The organism is Pseudomonas tolaasii NCPPB 2192 (assembly GCF_002813445.1).
Taxonomy (GTDB): Bacteria; Pseudomonadota; Gammaproteobacteria; order Pseudomonadales; family Pseudomonadaceae; genus Aquipseudomonas; species Aquipseudomonas tolaasii.
This window is the reverse complement of sequence record NZ_PHHD01000001.1, coordinates 6,616,896-6,635,688: the sequence shown is the minus strand read 5'-3', so window position 1 is coordinate 6,635,688 and position 18,793 is coordinate 6,616,896. Positions and strand designations below refer to the sequence as shown.

14 protein-coding genes are annotated in these 18,793 nt (G+C 51.5%); 5 read left to right on the top strand and 9 right to left on the bottom strand.

All coding sequences use genetic code 11. The features are described 5' to 3' along the window. Window positions 1-73: 73 nt before the first annotated feature. Entirely contained in the window at window positions 74-565 is a 492-nt protein-coding gene (locus ATI14_RS31330; RefSeq protein WP_130886758.1) for a helix-turn-helix domain-containing protein, read from the bottom strand. Between the two features lie 225 nt (window positions 566-790). Between ATI14_RS31330 and ATI14_RS32080 the strand changes: the two genes are divergently transcribed. The 5 genes from ATI14_RS32080 to ATI14_RS30310 all read left to right on the top strand — a co-directional run bounded on the left by ATI14_RS32080 (window position 791) and on the right by ATI14_RS30310 (window position 6,030). Continuing rightward, window positions 791-1,183, top strand: coding sequence for a DUF6957 family protein (locus ATI14_RS32080; RefSeq protein WP_100831544.1), 393 nt, complete (start codon window positions 791-793; stop codon window positions 1,181-1,183). Window positions 1,184-1,223: 40 nt separating this feature from the next. Next, window positions 1,224-1,670: a hypothetical protein gene (locus ATI14_RS30325; protein WP_080519898.1), complete on the top strand. Its 447-nt coding sequence runs from the start codon at window positions 1,224-1,226 to the stop codon at window positions 1,668-1,670. Between the two features lie 91 nt (window positions 1,671-1,761). Next, complete coding sequence (locus ATI14_RS30320) at window positions 1,762-2,145, top strand: hypothetical protein (protein ID WP_080520761.1); 384 nt, start codon at window positions 1,762-1,764, stop codon at window positions 2,143-2,145. A gap of 259 nt (window positions 2,146-2,404) precedes the next feature. Further along, window positions 2,405-4,360, top strand: a complete 1,956-nt coding sequence (locus tag ATI14_RS30315) for an ATP-dependent nuclease (RefSeq protein ID WP_080519899.1) — start codon at window positions 2,405-2,407, stop codon at window positions 4,358-4,360. Beyond that, window positions 4,357-6,030 carry a UvrD-helicase domain-containing protein gene (locus ATI14_RS30310; protein ID WP_080519900.1) on the top strand — a complete coding sequence of 558 codons (1,674 nt, stop codon included), beginning with the start codon at window positions 4,357-4,359 and terminating at the stop codon, window positions 6,028-6,030. Before ATI14_RS30315 ends, ATI14_RS30310 begins: the two co-directional genes overlap by 4 nt. A 206-nt stretch (window positions 6,031-6,236) precedes the next feature. Here the strand turns inward: ATI14_RS30310 and ATI14_RS30305 are convergent, their stop codons facing one another. From ATI14_RS30305 to ATI14_RS30270, 8 genes are all read right to left on the bottom strand, one after another. Beyond that, window positions 6,237-6,740: a hypothetical protein gene (locus tag ATI14_RS30305; RefSeq protein ID WP_080519901.1), complete on the bottom strand. Its 504-nt coding sequence runs from the start codon at window positions 6,738-6,740 to the stop codon at window positions 6,237-6,239. Window positions 6,741-7,091: 351 nt separating this feature from the next. After that, window positions 7,092-9,374, bottom strand: a complete 2,283-nt coding sequence (locus tag ATI14_RS30300) for a DEAD/DEAH box helicase (protein ID WP_080519902.1) — start codon at window positions 9,372-9,374, stop codon at window positions 7,092-7,094. After that, on the bottom strand, window positions 9,349-10,644 hold the full coding sequence (locus ATI14_RS30295; RefSeq protein WP_080519903.1) for an ATP-binding protein: 1,296 nt from the start codon (window positions 10,642-10,644) through the stop codon (window positions 9,349-9,351). The genes ATI14_RS30300 and ATI14_RS30295 overlap by 26 nt, the downstream gene beginning before the upstream one ends. Then, complete coding sequence (locus tag ATI14_RS30290) at window positions 10,641-13,079, bottom strand: tellurite resistance TerB family protein (RefSeq protein WP_080520762.1); 2,439 nt, start codon at window positions 13,077-13,079, stop codon at window positions 10,641-10,643. The genes ATI14_RS30295 and ATI14_RS30290 overlap by 4 nt, the downstream gene beginning before the upstream one ends. Before the next feature lie 65 nt (window positions 13,080-13,144). Beyond that, window positions 13,145-14,191, bottom strand: a complete 1,047-nt coding sequence (locus ATI14_RS30285; protein WP_080519904.1) for a hypothetical protein — start codon at window positions 14,189-14,191, stop codon at window positions 13,145-13,147. Next, window positions 14,191-15,723 carry a MotA/TolQ/ExbB proton channel family protein gene (locus ATI14_RS30280; RefSeq protein WP_080519905.1) on the bottom strand — a complete coding sequence of 511 codons (1,533 nt, stop codon included), beginning with the start codon at window positions 15,721-15,723 and terminating at the stop codon, window positions 14,191-14,193. Before ATI14_RS30280 ends, ATI14_RS30285 begins: the two co-directional genes overlap by 1 nt. Then, complete coding sequence (locus tag ATI14_RS30275) at window positions 15,724-16,536, bottom strand: type IV pilin N-terminal domain-containing protein (RefSeq protein WP_080519906.1); 813 nt, start codon at window positions 16,534-16,536, stop codon at window positions 15,724-15,726. Window positions 16,537-16,545: 9 nt separating this feature from the next. Then, window positions 16,546-17,997, bottom strand: coding sequence for a hypothetical protein (locus tag ATI14_RS30270; protein WP_080519907.1), 1,452 nt, complete (start codon window positions 17,995-17,997; stop codon window positions 16,546-16,548). Between the last annotated feature and the right edge of the window lie 796 nt (window positions 17,998-18,793).

Here is an 18,793-nt window from a genome sequence, read left to right as displayed (position 1 = left end):
GTGGAACTGTCGTTCACCTCAATCCCGTGCGCTCTGAGATCAGCAGTCTGGAGCACGTTCTCTAACGCAAACATCATGCGGAATCAGCTTGATCGGACGTGGTTGTTTTCAGATATCTGCGAACAGTGGATTTCGACAGCCCCAGTCTCTCTGCGATTTCGGACACAGAAACGCCACCGCAGCTCAGACGATTGGCCTCAGCCGCCTTTTGTGCCGCATCGGATCGGACGGGGCGACCAGGCTGCGGCTTTCCGGCTCGTGCCATTGACTCCATTTCCTGATCAACGCTTTCTTTTTTTATTCTGGTCAGCTGCTTGGAAATGCGTTTGAGGCCCTCCCCGAACGGCTCATTAGATTGGAGGGACGTCGCCATTAGAATGAGCGCGGCCGGCTCAACTTCCATTAGCGATGCAAGACGGACGAGCACATCAATCGTGATATTTACCTCCCCACGCTCTATCCGGCCCCAGTAGGAACGATCAATCGTGATCAGATTTTCCTGCGTAAAACCCTTTCTTCTACGCAGTGCTCGCACTACTACAGCCAGGGCTTCTGCGGCCTCCATGACATTTCCCCAAGTAAATCGAGGATGAGGCCATATTGCGCCGCACCATAACACGGACTATCATCCGCATTATGGTGCGATTTGCGCTTTCAGGCTGGCTTCCCGTGATCCAATTGACATCTCCAAGCCCACCCAGCGGGCGTGCAGAGAGATTCTTGCGAGGGGCGAGCACAAACAACCGGAGTTGGATTGTCAATTTCCGGGTTATTAATTGAGGTAAACCGTATGGCTAGCGTCCAAGAGCCCGACTTTATGAAAGGGCCGAGAACGCCCCTTGAAGGCCTGGCTTGCACTTCTGAAGCTCGAGCCTTAGCAGTCGATCGCCTCCCTAAAAAGCCTTACTGCCTAGTTCGAGATTGGACAATATTTCGCATTGAGGTCACCCGCGACGAACTCTTCAAATGTCAGGCAGCCGGCCAGTTACCGATGATCTTGTTTGCTCACAACGTTGCCGAGGACAGCCAAGGTCGTTTCGAGAGAGGTGATTGGGTTCGTTCAAGCATGTGCACGGGTTTTCACGACGGTGTTGTGTTCGAAACCAGAAACACAATTTACGTGTTGATCGGCCCAGGTCATGAACAGCCCGCGAGTCTGAAGGACGTTTTCTCCCTTTTTTAACTGCGCTCTGTATCGGAGCCCCTTAGGCTAAGGACTTACGATGTTTAGAACACACGACACCGACATGCTAGGTCTACCAGGTATGTTCGGTGAGGGTCAGTACCAATGGCATCAAGTATCAAAAGTGCTTCGTAATCACTGGTACCACATAACTGTTCAGGCCAAGACCAAGGGGAGAGTTTCAGAAGCGGTTCTTATGGTCGACAGCGAACCTCGACTTCAGCAACTCCTCATTTCCCAAGATGCTGAAATGGTCATCACAGAAGTGCAGGTAGTCACTCCTGGTCACATGAATGGCACGGCTGGTTGGCGAATGGAGGCGTTGAGGAAGGTGACGCTCGGCGAGGATGAGAACGACTGCCTGGTGTGCCTGTTAGAGGTCGATACGGGTTGCCAGTATCACAGCTCGCACCAACCTGGCTTCAGTAGTGATGTACTGAGCAACCTTCGCCCGATTTATGACGCGAACATGATTCGTACAGCCTGAACCTTACCAAGAATCACGCACGGTATCAGGGCAGATGGTTCCGTGTGGATTTCCTGGTAACGCCATAAGGATTGCCCAATGGAGCGCAATGATGCTGGATACTCTTGATGTGAATTTTTACGGAAAGCGCCACACAGATTTCGATCTTGCGCGGATCATAAAAGCCCAGGAGCATGGTTTTGACGTACCAGTGACAGCTTACCTTTGCGGCGTTTCCATCAGGTCGCGTGCTGGGATTGGCGTGGTTTTTGGCCACAAGCGGAAAGACCAGTACGGACGGTTTGGCGATGGTCATTTGATCCGTACTTCTGACGTGCTGAAAGTTGAGCGAGAGGGTCGATTCTGGGTAATGACGACGGAGAATAGCCGTTATGTCTTGGCGACTTTTCAGCGTGGAAATGGGCGGGCTAGCTTGCGTGAATTTTTGCGTATTGCTCAGGGGCAGTACCATCCCACCCCTCCGATTTTGCAGTGATAATCAGTGGGGCGTTGACGGCTCTACATCGATTTCACCGAAACCACTTCCACGTATCGGTACTTCTTCCCGGCAAGGTGTCTCGTAGTGTTACTGACTACCAACACCCCATCCCAATCTTGAGCTGCTTTTTGCTATTCTTTGGCTACTACTGTTTAACTTGCCTGGGCTAGGATTGGTTTGCGGCATTTTCACTCATAGCGGAGCGGGCCTGAGAGCTTGGGCCACATGTCACGATTAGCTAGAAAGGATTCGAGCGTTGATACTCAAGCAGATGCGCGTATGTGGTTTTCAGTCGTTCGGCGCAAAGCCGGTGACTATCGATTTCCGAAAACTAACCTTCCTGATTGGGCCTAACGGCTCCGGCAAAACTGCAACGTTGCAGGCGCTCTGTCGCCTTTTTTCAATTGATCCCAATCAACGGCGGCTGCGCAAGTCTGATTTCTTCGTCGCGCATGATGAGGAGGAGAGGCCGGATAGTGATCGAACGTTGTGGATCGAAGCAGATTTTTATTTCCCCGAAATTGCCGATGAGACAAGAGAACACCCGACCATCCCATGCAACTTTGGGCACATGCGGCTGGATAACATCAATGGCGTGCCGCGCGTGCGGTATCGTTTGGACGCCTCGCTAGGGCTGGACGATGAGATCGAGCAAACCCTGCGTTATGTTTCTGAGGTCGACGAGGACGGGAACCCCATCGCAACGTCTCCGGTACCGCGCGATGAGCGTAACCAAATCCAAGTGCACTACCTACCTGCGCGGCGTGATCCGGCAGAGCACATAGCCTACGGAACTAATGCTCTTCTTGGACGGATGTTGCGCGCAGTAAACTGGACAGAGCAACGCGAAAAAATCAGCCAGCTTTCTGCAGATATTTCCGAGAGCCTCGGTACGAATCAATCAGTCATCAACCTTGGAGATGGAATCGCGGAGGCTTGGGGCAAGCTGCACAAAGGAAAGTTTTTCAAAGACCCTAGCCTGATTTTCGTGACCCATGAGATCGAGGCGTTGCTAAGGCATCTATCGGTGTCTTTCACTCCTGGTCATGGTGAACAGCAGGTTGATTTCTCTCGGCTCAGCGACGGCCAAAAGTCGATGCTGTATTTGACCTTGGTACTCACTTCCCAGGCAATCGGCAGGGCTGTGCTCAAAGGGGACGATGACTCTTTTGAAATGGACAAACTCAAGCCCGCCGTATTCACATTGATCGCGCTAGAGGAGCCTGAGAACAGTCTCTCTCCTCATTACTTGGGCCGGATCGTATCGTCCTTGAAGGCTCTGGTGCTAGATAAGGGAAACTCGGATGCGCAGGCAATGATCGCCACGCATGCCCCATCGATGCTGCGTCGCGTTGAGCCGGAGCAGATTCGGTATCTCCGGCTCGACGATTCGCGCTGCACGGTCGTAACCAAGATTACGATGCCCCCAAAGTCTGGTGAGGCCTACAAATTTGTTAGGGAAGCCGTACAAGCATTTCCCGAGATCTATTTTTCTAGGCTGGTCGTGCTGGGCGAGGGTGATAGCGAAGAGATTGTGCTGCCGCGTTTACTGGCGGCTGAAGGGCTTATGGTGGATGAGGCTGCGGTTTGCATTGCGCCGCTTGGGGGCCGGCATGTGAACCATTTCTGGCGCCTTTTGAGCAGGCTCGAAATTCCATACGTGACCCTGCTGGATCTCGATGTAGCAAGGCACGGTGGAGGATGGGGGAGAATTCACTATGTTGCGACTCAGCTAAATCATCACCGTCCCAACCAGGGATACATGCCCGACGACCAGCTTGAAAAACTCCCAAGCTGGAATAATGCCAAGTATAAACTCCTAAAAGTTGAGAAAGACCGTGGCTTAAGGAGCTATATCACTGAGCTAGAACCATTTGAAGTTTTCTTTTCCAGCCCCATGGATTTGGATTTCGCCATGCTGCGCGCTTTTCCAACGGCCTTCGGGATAGAGGCCAAACACCTTGTGACACCAAAGATCGGCCAGGTCAGATCGGTTTTGGGTGACAGCTTTTATGACGAGAAGCAGTACACCGTATCAGAGCGTCGTTATTTTGCTGCGTATCACAAATTGTTCAAGGTAGGCAGCAAGCCTAAGTCACACATCGAAGCTCTCTCCAAGCTCACTGATGATGATCTCAGGGAGGCGATGCCGCCGTCACTTAAGAGACTGGTTAAGCATATAATCAAGGTGGCTAAGGAGCTTCACGAGTGATCAAGGTCGAAGCTTGGAAACCATCTGATGGAATCGTGCTTGAGCCCAATGCAGAGATTGCAGCGAAGGAGCAACAGCGCTGCATAGCCCTGACTGCTGGCCCTGGCTCCGGGAAGTCAGAGTTGCTCGCTCAGCGTGCCGACTTCCTACTCACCACAGGCGTGTGTCGTTATCCAAAACGCATCCTGGCCATCGCCTTCAAAGTCGACGCCAGTAACAACCTGAAGGAGCGCGTCTGGCGTCGATGCGGTGCGGCATATGCAGGTCGGTTCGACAGCTACACATTCCATGGGTTGGCGAAAAGGATTGTCGAGCGTTTTAGGCCAGTATTAGCCGGCGCTGATGCATTGAACTCCGGTTTCAAGGTTGTCGCTAAGGGTAAGGCTCACCCCATGCAGACCGAGTTCAAGGAACTCATCCCGCTTGCCATCAAGATTTTGGATGCCTATCCGGCGGCTATTAACGCAGTACGCCAGACCTACAGTGATGTCTTTTTGGACGAATTCCAAGACTGTACAGATGAGCAATATGAGCTGGTTACGAGGCTGTTTAAAGGTTCAGGTCGTCGCCTAACTGCGGTAGGAGACGTGAAGCAAAAAATTATGGGGTGGGCCGGGGCCCTGGATGAGGTTTTTGCTGACTTCGTCGATGATTTTGAAGCCTTGCATCTCAACATCTATCGAAACTTCCGTTCGCTGCCGCACCTGCTAAAGCTCCAGAACGAGATCATCAAAGTTCTGGATCCAGACTCAGAAATGCCTGCTCATTTACTCGCCGGCGAGGGTGGAGAGGTACATGTGTTGTCCTATGCCGATTGTGAGGGCGAGGCCAGTGATCTAGCGGAGCGCATCGCTCACTGGATCAATGTAGAAGGCGTTGCTCCTGCCAAGATAGCCATACTCACACGCATCCAGCCGGAGGCTTACTGTGTGCGACTTACGGCTGAGCTAGACGATTGGGGAATTAGCTATCGAAACGAAAACAAGGCGCAAGACATTTCGACTGAGCCCATCGCCCAGGTCATCGTGGATTACCTATTGTGCATCTATGGGCTTAGAGAACCTAAAGCTTGGACTCGTCTCACCCGTCGCATCATTCCGGTAGAGGACGATGCAGAGGGGAAGCTGAAGACGAATTGGAGCCGCTACATCAAAGAAGCACGTAAGTCTGCTGCAGCCGATTTGGCGACCAAAACGTTCACCCAACGATGGACGCTTTTGGAGGAGTTCCTCGCGATGGTTGGGCCGACCCTGTTGGCCGGGCTGTCCTATGATTACGAATCCAGGGAACACCTTCGAGAGCTTATCGAGGAGGTCAAAAAATACATTGACGAAGCTCTCGTAAGAGAGCCTGATCTTTTAAAAGCTTTGGCCCAGCTGTCTGATGATCAGTCGATCCGGATTCTAACCGTGCATAAGAGCAAAGGGTTGGAATTTGATACGGTAGTTTTGTTGGGCGTCGAAGACCAAGCCTACTTCGGCAAGGATCATCACGAGGTTCAATGCACGTTTTTCGTTGGCGTATCGCGTGCGGAAAGAAGGCTCGTTGTGACAACGGCTCGTCGTAGAGAAAACCTAGGGCAGGTTAACTATTGGAAATTATCCCGGACAGCTCAGGCAGAATTCTTGGGGTATGTGAACCTTTGGAAAACTCATTTTAACTGCAACTGAAAAATTGTGGTCTACGCCACTAAAACGCCAAGCAACCTTAAACCTTCATCAGCCAGCAGTTCGGTCAGAGTAAGGGGGCACTGATGTGTCCCCACGATAGCCTACCGGTAGGCATGGAATTTGTGCCCAAATTTGCTCTCAATGACGTTCAGATTCTGGGGATTCTGGATGGTTTGTCCAGGCAAGCACTTGGTTAGCATCCGGCATCATGGTTTGAACCGCTCACTGTCATCGTCGTCGGAAATCCGCCAGTCGGCCTCATGGGGAACAACTGGGCTATGTTGAAACCTCCCGAACGGAGACTGTTTGTCGTATGGCAGAAGCGGGAAGGAATGCCTCCCCTCCAACAGTTCGGGAAAGCGCTTGAAGACCGTCAGGTGATGCAGAGGAATTGTTTGGATGTAGGCAAGGAGATTGCCTAGGTTGATGGTGACGCCAGGGTTTCCAGGCGCTTGAAACTCTTCGCTCAGTACGCGAGATAGGTTCCATTCGATCGAGTGGATATCGATGTCAGGACGTGCTTCAGCCCAAGAAGGGGCTAGCTTTGCGACGTGGTAGTAACCTTGATAGCCAAGGCCTCTGGCGAGAATAGCCAGGGACTGAGTATGGGGGATCGGTTCCACGCCTGGCCATGTTCTGAGGAGGAAGCGAGCCACCCTCTTCATGCCTGAGTTACGTTCGAGATCAGATGGGAAAATAGGAACTATCATTGCGCAAACTCCGGTCGATGGCGGTGTCGGCTGCCCGCAATGACGACTGTCGAATGCGTGAAAAAAGAGAGGGTGTTTCGCCTGTGACAAAGTCTTTGCGTGCCGACCGCGCGATTCAGGTACTCGCTTGGTCAGCATGCTACTGAGGGCTCGCCAGTAGGTCAATAAGGGAGTCGGTGCTACAGCTCGTTGCTTACGGATGCGCTCACGAAGCCTATTTCTCCAACGACGAAATTTCTACCGCCGCCATTCTTCTCGAGCCTCAACACTCTGGCCCTAAAGTCATGGCTCCCGTCACACCACGAATATGGATTGAAGCGCGGATACGACCTCGGCTACGTGAACTCAGTGCTAATGGACGGTAGTGCTTTCGAAAGCGTTTCCACCGTGCAGCCATCGAGTAGTAAACAACCTTGCAAACTCTACCGCACCTTTGAAATTCAACTGAGATGACGCATAGGATTTCATGAGCAGGGAGCGGGGGAGAGCCCAGTCCCACTTCTCCTTTATGAGATTCTCGACTCCATCCAGTAATGCCTCAATGTCGTCGGGATTCAGTTCCGCTATCCTTGCGAGGGCATCAGCGACACTTTTTTGTGAGCCTCCGAGCGATAACGCAAGGCCCGAGCTCTCGCAAGACAGTCCTACATGGTTGAACATGAGCACCAGAGCGTCGTTGGTTTGGTCGCCACGCCAAGTCAGCAAATGAGTTTTCGAGTCAGACCCGTAGGTAAATTCATCTGCCAGCCCGAGAGATCTGAAAGATTTACGGGCTTCGGTGAGTAGTTCCTGCGCCTTGCTATCAATGAAGGGACAGGGGGTATCCTCGGTCAGCACAGCCCTCATTTCCTCGCGGACATGATCGTGCACCATCGCACCGAGCCCGTCGAATTGGGGTGGCTGACCGCCCCGAGCGGCTGTTACGACGATCACCTTTTTTTCAATATCTACATCCAGTACCCGCCAACGCCGGCCACCAAAGATGATTCGCTGACCCTTCATCAGAGGCCGACTGACAGGTATTGACCCAAGCGGCTTGCCCTCGCGGATAAGCCTGAATTCTTCATCGCTAGTGAAGGCGCTATAGAACTCGTAATGGTTTATCAGTCGTTCGCCGACTTCTCCTGGTAGCAGGTGACCTGAGCTGTCCTGCATGATCAGTTTCTTCTCGCCGAGTCCCTTCAGTAGAGCAAAGAAGTCGGGCTTGGAAATGCTTTTGAATGTCCCGCTTTCAACGAGACCACCCCATAGCTGAGCAGCGCTTGCGCCGCCTCGCTGGGCGATCACTGACAAGATTTGCTGTACCAGTGTGGAAGCGTGTAAACCCTCAGCTCTTGGTGGCTCGAACCAGTTACCAACAAGCAGCCTGATCATCGCGATGGTTTGGACGAGGTTCTGGCGAAGTAGGTCTGATAACAACGATTGATCTGTAAGCTCTCGTTCCTGACAGTACGCTCTAAGCGTAGCGGGCTCATCGTTCCGGCGACCTGACCGACCTAAACGTTGACGCAGGCTGGCCACTGATGGCGGAGAGCCTATCTGGACGACTGTCTTGATGTTGCCGATATCTATCCCCAGCTCCAAGGTAGTGGTGCATACAGCTGATGCTGGCGGCGTACCTGCTTTGAGCGCGCGCTCCGTGTCTTCTCGAAGATCTTTCGAAAGGCTGCCGTGATGAGGCAGAAACTCATTGGGCATACCGCCGATCTCACACAGCCGCCGCAACCGATCTGCGTACCACTCCACTTCTTGGCGGCTGTTCGGGAATATCAGGTTGTTGCTGCCGCGCAGCACTTTGTACATGTGCGCCGCGATGGCATGCCTGGAGCCAGATTCGTCTTCGTCTCCATCGACGTCTTGGTCGCTGTCGGCGGCTGGTAGTTCTACCTGTCGGAGCTTTTGCATGGGCGGCATCATGTACCCGCGCACTTGCACCTGAAGATTCTGACCAGATGATTTCGATTCAACCACCTGAACTCGTTGAGGGTGCCCAGGCCTGAGAAACTCACTCGCTAGCGACATGTCTCCCAGCGTGGCGGACAAACCGACCCTAGGCAGGGTTCTCCCCGCTACAAGCTCTACACGCTGCATCAATGACTGGAGCTGCTTGCCACGCTCGCTGCCAATGAAAGCATGCAGCTCGTCGACCACCATGTATCGCAGGTTCTGGAACAGTCCTACTAGGCTGGAGCCTCTGTTGACAAACAGCGCCTCTAATGACTCCGGCGTGATCAGCAAGACGCCTTTGGGAGACTTGAGAAACTTGTGTTTTTTGCTTGCTGACACATCGCCGTGCCATGCCACAACAGGGAGATCCAATTGCTCACACAATCGACTCAGTCTGTCCCATTGATCGTTGATGAGTGCCTTCAGCGGGCTGATATAGAGTACAGCTCCAGCAGGGTCGGGGTGATTCATAAGATTTGTGAGGATGGGCAGGAACGCGGCCTCAGTTTTACCCGCAGCTGTTGAGGCGGCGATGATTACATCCCGATCAGCATCGACCAACTCGGAAATTGCCCGTTCCTGGGCGTCCCGCAATGCTGTCCATCCTTGAGCCCAGACCCATTGTTGAACTGCGGGATGCAGGCGCTCGAAAGACGAGGATTCAGAGTTTGAAACTTGTGAGCTCATCGTCCGCCTCAATGCTTAGATCCTGCTTACCACCATCGTCTTGGGCAATCTGAACGGCGCCTACCAATGCACGCCAGTCCGCTCCGGGATTCTGCTCCAGTACAGCGAGCAGATTGATAAAGGCGGTAATCGTAGTGCGTGGAGTCCGGAAATAGGCCTCCCCCAATCGTTGGTTACAGTGCGCCATAAATGCAGGGATTGCCTCATCCGGCATCAGATACCTGTCTGGATCTCCGTAGGCATAGACGTTACGTAGCTTTTGAAGCAGTACGTAGAAATCTTCCGGAGTCAGGCTGCTCAGGCGGATTACTGGCCCCGACAGGTCGATCAACCCAGATTTCGCAAATGTGTTTTCAGCAAGCCGAGATTGTAAGGCAGGGTAGCTGTAAAGGCCGCGACGCGTATCCATCAAAAACTCTGGTGTACCGCCAAGGACAAAACCAAGGCCCTCAGTCGAACCTTGCAAGGAGTCATTAAGAATCCGCAAGATTTGCTCGTAGTTGGCGTTGCGCGCCTGGGTATTCGCAAGCTTGTACAGGTTCACCAACTCGTCCAAGCAAATCATCAGACCGCCAAACCCTGCGAGTCGCACAAACCGCGACAGTAACTTCAACTGATCGTAGATTGATGCGTCATCAATGATGGTTCGGACACCAAGCGCCGCACGAGCATCTGTCTTTGTAGTGAACTCGCCTCGCAGCCATCGAATAGCATCTGCCTTCAACTGCTCGTTGCCTTGTTCAAACCCTTGGCAGTATTTGGCAATTACGTCAGCGAAATCGTAGCCGTTCACCATCTCAGTGAGATCGGCCAAGAATTCTCGAATAACGACTTCGCTCTCGACACCTCGAGTTTTGGCTTCTGATTTGGCTTGGGAAATGAATTTCTCAACAATACCTTGCAGCGCGCCGCCATCCGGCTTCGTCCGGGTGGACATGTTTTTAGCAAGCTCTGCATACAGGGAGCGTGCTTGCCCTCCCGACGCATGAAGGCGGCGATCTGGGTTCAAATCAGCGTGCATTGTGACCAGCTTTCGCTCCATCGCAATGCCTCTGACAAGATTGAGGAAGAAGGTTTTCCCCGCACCATATTCACCTACAACGACCCTGAAGGCGGAACCGCCGTCCGCGAGTCGATCGATATCTTTCAGAAGGGCGTCGAGTTCACCCGCTCGACCGACCTGAATGAGATGTTGGCCCGCACGAGGGACTACACCGGCTCGCAATGACTGGATGACCGCGTCGCGATCTTTGGGGCGTATCGTGCTCATAAGGCTAATTCTTCCAAGATATCTGGGTTGATCTCGATGGGGTCATCCCCCTCAGAGACTGGCATGTCGAACCGTTCAAATGCCATGTCGTTGATTTGCTCAAGAGCGCCATCCAGCATGAGCTCCATATCGGTGGCTACATCTTCCAGCTCCTGGCGGCTCCATTCGCGGCGTGACACGATCATTCGTAAAAACGCTGAGTGGTCAGGGTCGAGCCCATGTACTGTCGCCGCATGGTCAGTTGGCTGATCCCGGATCTCGTCTTCCACGATAGAAGGTTCTGGAGATTCATCACTGAATACATCTGCCAGCAACGCTGAAACCACTGCCGTCTCGCGTTGGAGCTGCGCAATTTTGTTCATGTCCAAATTGAAGCCTTGGGAGGCGTCATTACTGCTCAACGTGCCACCTGCCTCGTTGGCACTAGGCTCAGCACCAGGTGCGGACGCAGTGGAAGATTTTCTAGAAGGGTTGATGGCCGCACCGTGTAAATCTGCGTATAGCAACTGCGGATCTAGCTCAAGTGTCTTATACACGCGTTCCAGCAGCCGGACTTCCTGCGGCGAAACGTTTCCATCAGCTTGAGCGAGATGAGCTAGGAACCCAGCTATGGTGCGTTTTGCATCGGCATTCAGAGGACTTAACTTTTTCTTTAGGCTCGCCAGTGTAGGCGGCTGCAGAATTTGGATTTGCAGGTGGGCTTTGAGCCGTTTTCGATGAGATATGCAAAGATGACTCCAGGAGTCGATATGCCGCCCTAGCTGGGTCATCTCCTCGCTCGAGCTTTCACCATCTGCGGCCGCAACCGCGCTTGCCAAATCCAGTGTTACCACAGCAGCGTGATAGTCCGAACTTGTCCGCAAGCTTCCGTCATGGTCACCCGTCGCGAACAATACGATCGTGTCCGAATCTTTGGGAGTACGGCTACCGGATAGTACGTCTGGCTCAAAGCCGATATTCAAAGACTCGAGAGCTCTCGCTAAGGCTACGATTGTTCCACGAGGCAAAGCTCCTGGAGATCCAAAGCGCCCTGCAAGATCCCCGAGAGTAATGACCTGTTGCTCATCGCCGACCTGGAGTTCCAGTTCAGCGATCACATCCTTTGCCGTTGCCGGCCATAGGGCCACGGGCAGTTGCAGAATACCTTCCAGATTTGAGGCGCCTTCAGGATTACGACCTAGGTATCTGCTGTATGGGTCGAGGACTATCGTGCACTCATCCACTATAGCCTGCAGCTTGTTACGCGTTGCCGACGTAGCGGAAACATCGGGTATATCACCCAACGCCATGTCGGGTGTGATCAAGCGGGAGGAGGCAGAGCGATACACGATTTTGAGCAGAGTCTTATTTTGGGTAAGCAAAAGGCCGTTTGGATAACGGGCTGAATATTGCGCCACGAACAGTTGCTCAAATTGAACCGCACATCTGCTCACGGCAGTGCGGCGACTGATGTTAGGGTCTGACTGTACCCATGCCATTGCCCACGCCGCGTTCAGGGGATGCTTGTCCAGCGCCATTTGACCTAATGCCAGTCGTAGCGCAATCGGTAGCTCCAAGCCACTCGACTCAAATCGAGGCGGTGCGTTCAAGTACATCTGCGGTTCCACATCCATGAGTTGTATGTGGTTCAGCAGATTCGACGCGTAGTTTCTAAACGACGAGTTGTCCCAATAGAGGGTTTTGAGGCGCTCAATCTCCGCAATAATCGTCGGGAGTTCCGAGCGCGCGTCCTCATCTGTAATTGAATCAACGACGACCCGACGCTCGAGGCCGTAAAAAAATATGAACACATACCCTATATCCGCACCGGGTGCACAGCGTCCCTCGGACAACCACTGTAGGTACCCACGCCGTGCTGCAGGAGAAATGCCGCTGTAACTCGGCCAGTAGCCAGTGAGCTTTTCTGTGAGATCCACATGCGTAGGTTGCACAGGCAGTTGCCCGTCAATCAGCGAGGGCTCTTGGTCGAATGTGCGACCTGCTTTCTCAGCAAAATAGACCATGCCAACCGTAAGATTTTGACCACCGACATTGATGGTTTCCTCTTTTCCAATCCATCGCTCTTTCGGGGTAAATTTTTTAGGCTTGGGAATCGTGAACTGCTGCTCAGGCGAGCTCACCCTGATCGTATGAAAATCTGAGTGGGCACGGTCTCCATTGATCACACCAAGACTGATTTCAGATTTTTGCTCGTGATTGGACAAGGAGGTGGTCTGACCTTTTAAGTCGGCTAGGATCTTCGTTTTCAGGCGAAGAGGGTCGGTCGGTGACGCGGTGAAAGACTTTTTAATCAGCCAGATGAGGCCAGCGATTCCGGCCAAAAATGCAACCGTGAGCCGCAGATGAGATGGGGCAGCTACGATGGTCACGGCCAGTATAAGTATCAAGAGCGCCGCGCTCGACATGCCTGGACTGCTTTTTTGCTTCCGTACCATCAAGTGCTCCCCCTCAAAATACTGATATATGTACCGCATGGACTACTGTTTGACCGAGTGGTTTTTTACCATCGCTTAGTTTCTATTTTATAAAAGTTTGATTCGATCTGTATCCGGCGTTTGTCCGACAACGGCGCGCTCTGGATTTGACCTGTCAAACGGACAAAATACCTGCACTCGTTCTTTTCCCCTAATGCCTTTATGGCCTGGGTTGCACGTAAAAAGTCATCGTATCCACGAGTAGTATTAGCCATCAGATTTACGAAGCCGGGCAGAGCTTGTGCGTCTGCAAGACGTTGCGGAGGCCAAGCTGGCTCGAACGTCAGATGATCGTCCTTCGTGAAGACCGTAAGGAACATCTCCGGCTTACCAGCGCTGTCAGCCCAGCATGGAGGAAAGTCGCCCCCCTTTCCTCGATTGAGTTTGTTTTGAAGAAACTGTACCTGCCCTTTTAGATCGCTATTGATCTTTTTTAGGGCTAAGGGGTTTAGACCAAGTTTATCTGCATCCGCATAAGCTTGGGCATCCTTAGCAATTTTTTGGATTTGATCTGGACTCAGATCGCCTTCCGTGTGGGTGGCATCCTTAATTGATTTCTCTATTGCCTTAAGCTCTGCAACCCGCTTTACGACCTCGGTGGGTTGCACATCTTTTCCTGGTTCTACAACCAGTTTCTTAAGTTGATCAAATGACATCAGAGTTTCAAGGATGAGGCGTTTCGCATCTTTTCCTTTGTCTTTACTGCCGGCATCTTCAAGGGCCTTATCAATAGCAGCAAGCGAGGCCATCTGCTCATCCTTTTGCGTTACAAGGACTTTTAGGCGATCTGACTCTTCACGAGCCTTAGAAGCGTCTACGAGCTTGCTGATAACTTCGTCAGGATTCTTTATACCCATTTGAGCTAGCTTGGATTTGAGATCTTCTCTTGCTTGTTTGAGCTCTTTCTCCCGGTCATAAATATCTTGATAGCTAGAGATTTTTTGCTCTAGGCTGTCTCTGTCGTTCGTCAGCTTCCAAACTTGCCAGCCAGTTAGCAACAGCAGGATAAAGGCCAACACCATCCAGATCTCGGTAATCGACAGGTTGAATACCTGATCGTTTTTCTGACTCATCAGGCCGGTCTCGCATCAAACGCTGCTGGCTCAACTATCGAGGTTGCCATAGGCTCCGCAGATGGACTCAGCACCGACTCTGTGACCGCTGGCAGGCGAATTTCTATTTGGTTGATGCCATCAATTTTGCCGAGCAGTTCATTGAGCTGCGCATGAGCTGCATCAATGGTGCGGTTGCCGTGCTCCAACTGGGTAGCGAGGGCCTTATGAGTTTCATTGCTGCCGGCCACTGCTTGTATAAGAGGCATTAAGGTTGAATTAATCGATTCGGATAATGCTTCATTAGCGCGGATGTTGCTTTGATCCGAAGCTTTAAATGCTTCGTCGATATCTTGGATGAGACGCGCGGTCGTGTCGTCACTATCAATTTTTTCATTCAAAGTCTGCAAACGATCCACGACTTTTTCGATGACTTCGCGGTTGGATATAAGCACCTGTTGGAATTCTTTTTGGTAGTCGTCCAGGGTGTCGAGGAATTCTTTTTGGACGCGTTCTATTCCTTCCACGAGACCACTACTTTGACTGTTCATAGCATCTAATAGTCGCCCTTGACTCTCAACGATGCTACCAACCGCACCGGCTGTATCCTCTAATGCCTGAGTCTTAGTATTGAGACCGCGAATGGCAGTACCTACCGAACGAGCAGCAGCCTTTACGTCCTCAGCAAGTTCGGAGATGCTTGAGTTAACTCCGTCGCTTGTTTGGGCAAGTGTATCAATGGACGGTTTGAGCTTGTTAGCGAAAAGGTCATCCGGAAAAAGGGTTTGTTCGAGCCGTCTCTGTGCGAGGTTGCCAAAGTCCAGCGCGTGTGACTCCATACGCTCAAGGGTTTGCTCGCTCTTGTCTGCCAAGCCGTTTATAGTCGACAACAAGTCACCGCTAGCGGTTTTCGCGTCCTTCAGCATAGCGTCAAATGTATCATTGCTACGCTGGGTTGCATTTGCAAAATACGCGTCCATGGCATTCATACTATGCTTAGAAAGTTCTTCGATCTGCTGTTTAGCGGCTGTCATGGTTTCTTTGGTCGTCCCGACGACCTCATCACGGAACATCTCGAGCTTGGAGTAGGTGTCGTCGAACATGAGTATTAATCTTTCTGACGCACTAATGGCTCGTTCTTCAACAGCCGTTACCGCGTCATCCTGATCAGGTCTGAAGCCTACAAGATAGGTACGTACTACCATACCGATGGCCGTGCTCACCATTGCGGCAGAAAAGCGACCAGCCATATTAGAAAGGTTTTCGCCTATGCTTTGAATATCTGCAAGGCAAACAATGATGCTTCCTACGGTAAAGAGGAAACCGAGGTAGTAAGCTGAGTCAGCAAATTTAGCGATAGTAAGCCTAGTGTCATAGCGCTCCCTAACGCGGTAGCCAATAAAACAGTAGCTTGCCATCACCGCGACGGGTATCCAAAAGCCAGACCAAAGAGCGTCGCTCAGCTTGTAGCTGATAAATGCGCAGGCTACTTTAATTATCAGGGCGATCATGAACCAAGCTTTCACTTGATGAACTACGTGCTGCCCCTTCATTTACAACCCCTCCATTGGATTCACGTGATCGAGTGATGCCTTGTTTGCGGAGAAGTATTGGGCCCAGAACTCTGCTCTCTTGCCATAAGGAGTCACTGTTGGCTCTGTTGCCATCATGTTGATAGTCACGAGTGCGCCCGCTAGATCTGGAGCTATGGTTTTTTGTCCGTACTCGGTTTTTGAGAAATCTTTGAAATTCAGCTGGCTATTTTTATACATCGAGAACTCACTCGTATTGGCAGCCATATCCGAGTAGATGATCAAGTGCTTGTCGCCATTGGCGTATTTATGGTTAAACCCACGCATGCTAGCAAGTTGTAGCATTTCAAAAATTGGAGACGATTTAGCACGAACGTCCAATGGGATGTTGCGCACAACTTCAGCCATGGGTTTTGCGAATTTCTCGTTGAAGTCTTTCTCTACGAATTTCTGAGTGCTCATGTACTTGTTTTTATCGTTCCATTGACCTGGATTGCACTTCTCAAACATAGGTTCGCTGTTATGCTTGAAGTCTTCGCCTAGCAGAAAAATCGTTACCATGGCGCCCTCTGGTACTTCGCGCATAACCATGTTCTGTAAACGATTTTTCAACGCAGCCTGTTGGGTAAAGGGGAACGGTGAGGTGTTGTCAATGAGCACCACGTACTCACCCTTGGCCCCGCTGGACGGACACATGGATACTTTGTCAGTCGTGTCTTTAGAGAGGTCAAGGTATCCCACATAGCCGGCCACACCGAATATAAGCACGATCGCGATGATCGCTAAAACACCTACGACGGATGAAGACTTTTTACGTTTTTTGTAGAGTGACATAGCTAGCCTTTAAATCTGGCCTTGCAAGGGCTTAAGTTGATCAAATTTCTGGGTGAAAGCTGACTGCACTTTCTTTCGGGTTGGCTCCAAAATTGAGAGCATTTCCTGTAAAAGCTCTCCTTGTACGGCCAACCGTGCCTCATCCTTTTCAATCCCGAAATCGGGGAAAGGTTCGAAATCGAGTACGAGCTCATCGTTAAAGTAGGCCGGGCGAGGCTTGTCCACAGGTCTAACCATTTGGTTCTCGTAGCGATATGCCTGAGTCAGTGCTCGCATAGTGTTATCCGCAAGAATAAGATGTTGGGTTACCTTTTTCTTAGCTACGCTCTTTTCGCCCATGCTGGAACGAAATCTGTTTACGGCGTCCTTGGCGGTTTTTACATTTACCTCTATCTCGTTGAGGGTTTCCTCCTTGAGCTCCTCCAACTCAGCCTGTAGCTCGTGAATGAGGCCTAGCAGATCCTGGAATTTCTCAAAGTGTTGCTTGTATATCTTGGAGTAGCCGGGATACGGATCTGACCACTTGTACCCGTCGACCAAAGCAATGAGGCCGAAAACAACGGTGACAATGAAAAGTGCGATGCTTTCAAGGCTGTCAAAAGGGTTGGCTAACGTAGAGATGTTCTGCCATATAAGATGAAGGTCGCCTACCGTCTCGTCTTGTATCTGGGGCATCACGAACCTGCAATACGCTACCAGGCCGCCAATTGCGCACGTCCAAAGCACTGCGAACAGGAGAAGTAAATACCCGACGAGCCTCCTGGTAGGCTGAACATGATTGATGTTGGTAGTCAGCCGGCCAATGAAGAAAGCACCAAGGATATTTATGAGGGCAAGACAAAGCGCCATTGTCACACCTGCCAGCAACCCTCCTACCATGCCGCTGGCAAAAAAACTGGCATTGATCACAGACTCAAGCATGCAGCAGCCAGCAAGGATGGCCACCTTTACCGCGTAGCCATTCCACTCAAGCATCTTCGGTGCTGCTTCAGAGCGTCGGTTTTCTACTCGAAATGCGTCCAGCTCTGCCTTGGTAGCTTTGGCGTTACGGAGTAAATCCTGAAGTTCTCCATCACGTTTGGAGAGTATGGAGTCGGCCTTTCTCTCGAACTCTTCGCCAAGTTGAATTGTGCGATTACGTTGCTGCGTCAGGTCAATAGAATCCAGTCGCTGTTGAATGACCTTCAGCCAACCCTGACCACTTTTAAACGTTGCTGCGCGAAGGCTGCCTACAGTCCCCACGATTTGGTGCTCTGTTTCGGTAAGGCGCGTATCAAGGGCATCAGGAACTCCGACAGCACCCTGTGCACGCGCTTGCTCCACGATCCTAAGCTCGGCCTTTATCTTGTCCGGATCGATTGTCGGGAAATACCCTTCAGCCGCCTCTACCGGGGGGCTTGAGAAAAGCATCTTGAATTTTGAGAAAAAGCTTTTGAGAAACGAGATCAATTTTAAATCCATATGCCGTTATTCATTGGCGAATACCTCCTTGTAGTACCACCGTCGCTTATTCTAGGGCTCAAGAGCGAGGGGGGGGCGGCATTCTGGAAGGAGTGACATTCGGCAAAACGTAGGTGGTGGCAGTGAGCCATGCTTCGAAGGGGGACAGTTACCTATATCATGACATTTCGCAAGCTGGACTTTAGCTGTGTGGCCAATAGACGGGTCATCTTGAGTCGGGGATACGAATGGTATCCGCTGCGTTGAATTGGCTGGTAGGCGCATGAAGTGCGCTTGCAATGGTCGCCAACCTTCGAATGGCGAAGATCAAGCTTAGCTAAAATTTACAGAATATGATTTCTACTCGACGTCGTCGTCGAACAGGAGGTTTACTAGGCACTCACTGAACTCTAAGCCCTCCATGGCTCCCCATGACATCGACGCGAAGCCTAGCTAACCCCCTAGCTAAAAGTCCTGCGAATATATCCAGGGACGTCTCGTTATCACCATAATCGAAGCACTTTGGTAGCTTGCAGCTAGCATGACTAATCAGCCGTATCTATTTTTGCCATGCAGATCTGCCTCACTTCAACCTCGCCGCATTGCCCCATCATGAGTAACTGACACGCTGGCGATATCGACCGACTTCCGCCATGACTCCAGCACAAAGTGCTGATCTATTTGATGTCAACTCATCTATAAGAAAACCCAGATGAATCTATGCGCGGGTCAAGCCTTGATGCGAGCGGAGATCAAGTGTCTCTAATCTCATCGTTCTCAGCTTTTACGCTCATAGCTAGGCTATGTTCTTTGAACT

Bases quoted from the DNA above. Each gene is read 5' to 3' on its own strand.
- ATI14_RS30275 (WP_080519906.1), bottom strand. From the start codon at position 16,536: ATGTCACTCTACAAAAAACGTAAAAAGTCTTCATCCGTCGTAGGTGTT.
- ATI14_RS30305 (WP_080519901.1), bottom strand. From the start codon at position 6,740: ATGATAGTTCCTATTTTCCCATCTGATCTCGAACGTAACTCAGGCATG.
- ATI14_RS30300 (WP_080519902.1), bottom strand. From the start codon at position 9,374: ATGAGCTCACAAGTTTCAAACTCTGAATCCTCGTCTTTCGAGCGCCTG.
- ATI14_RS31330 (WP_130886758.1), bottom strand. From the start codon at position 565: ATGGAGGCCGCAGAAGCCCTGGCTGTAGTAGTGCGAGCACTGCGTAGA.
- ATI14_RS32080 (WP_100831544.1), top strand. From the start codon at position 791: ATGGCTAGCGTCCAAGAGCCCGACTTTATGAAAGGGCCGAGAACGCCC.
- ATI14_RS30290 (WP_080520762.1), bottom strand. From the start codon at position 13,079: ATGGTACGGAAGCAAAAAAGCAGTCCAGGCATGTCGAGCGCGGCGCTC.
- ATI14_RS30295 (WP_080519903.1), bottom strand. From the start codon at position 10,644: ATGAGCACGATACGCCCCAAAGATCGCGACGCGGTCATCCAGTCATTG.
- ATI14_RS30280 (WP_080519905.1), bottom strand. From the start codon at position 15,723: ATGAAGGGGCAGCACGTAGTTCATCAAGTGAAAGCTTGGTTCATGATC.
- ATI14_RS30285 (WP_080519904.1), bottom strand. From the start codon at position 14,191: ATGAGTCAGAAAAACGATCAGGTATTCAACCTGTCGATTACCGAGATC.
- ATI14_RS30325 (WP_080519898.1), top strand. From the start codon at position 1,224: ATGTTTAGAACACACGACACCGACATGCTAGGTCTACCAGGTATGTTC.
- ATI14_RS30270 (WP_080519907.1), bottom strand. From the start codon at position 17,997: ATGGATTTAAAATTGATCTCGTTTCTCAAAAGCTTTTTCTCAAAATTC.
- ATI14_RS30320 (WP_080520761.1), top strand. From the start codon at position 1,762: ATGCTGGATACTCTTGATGTGAATTTTTACGGAAAGCGCCACACAGAT.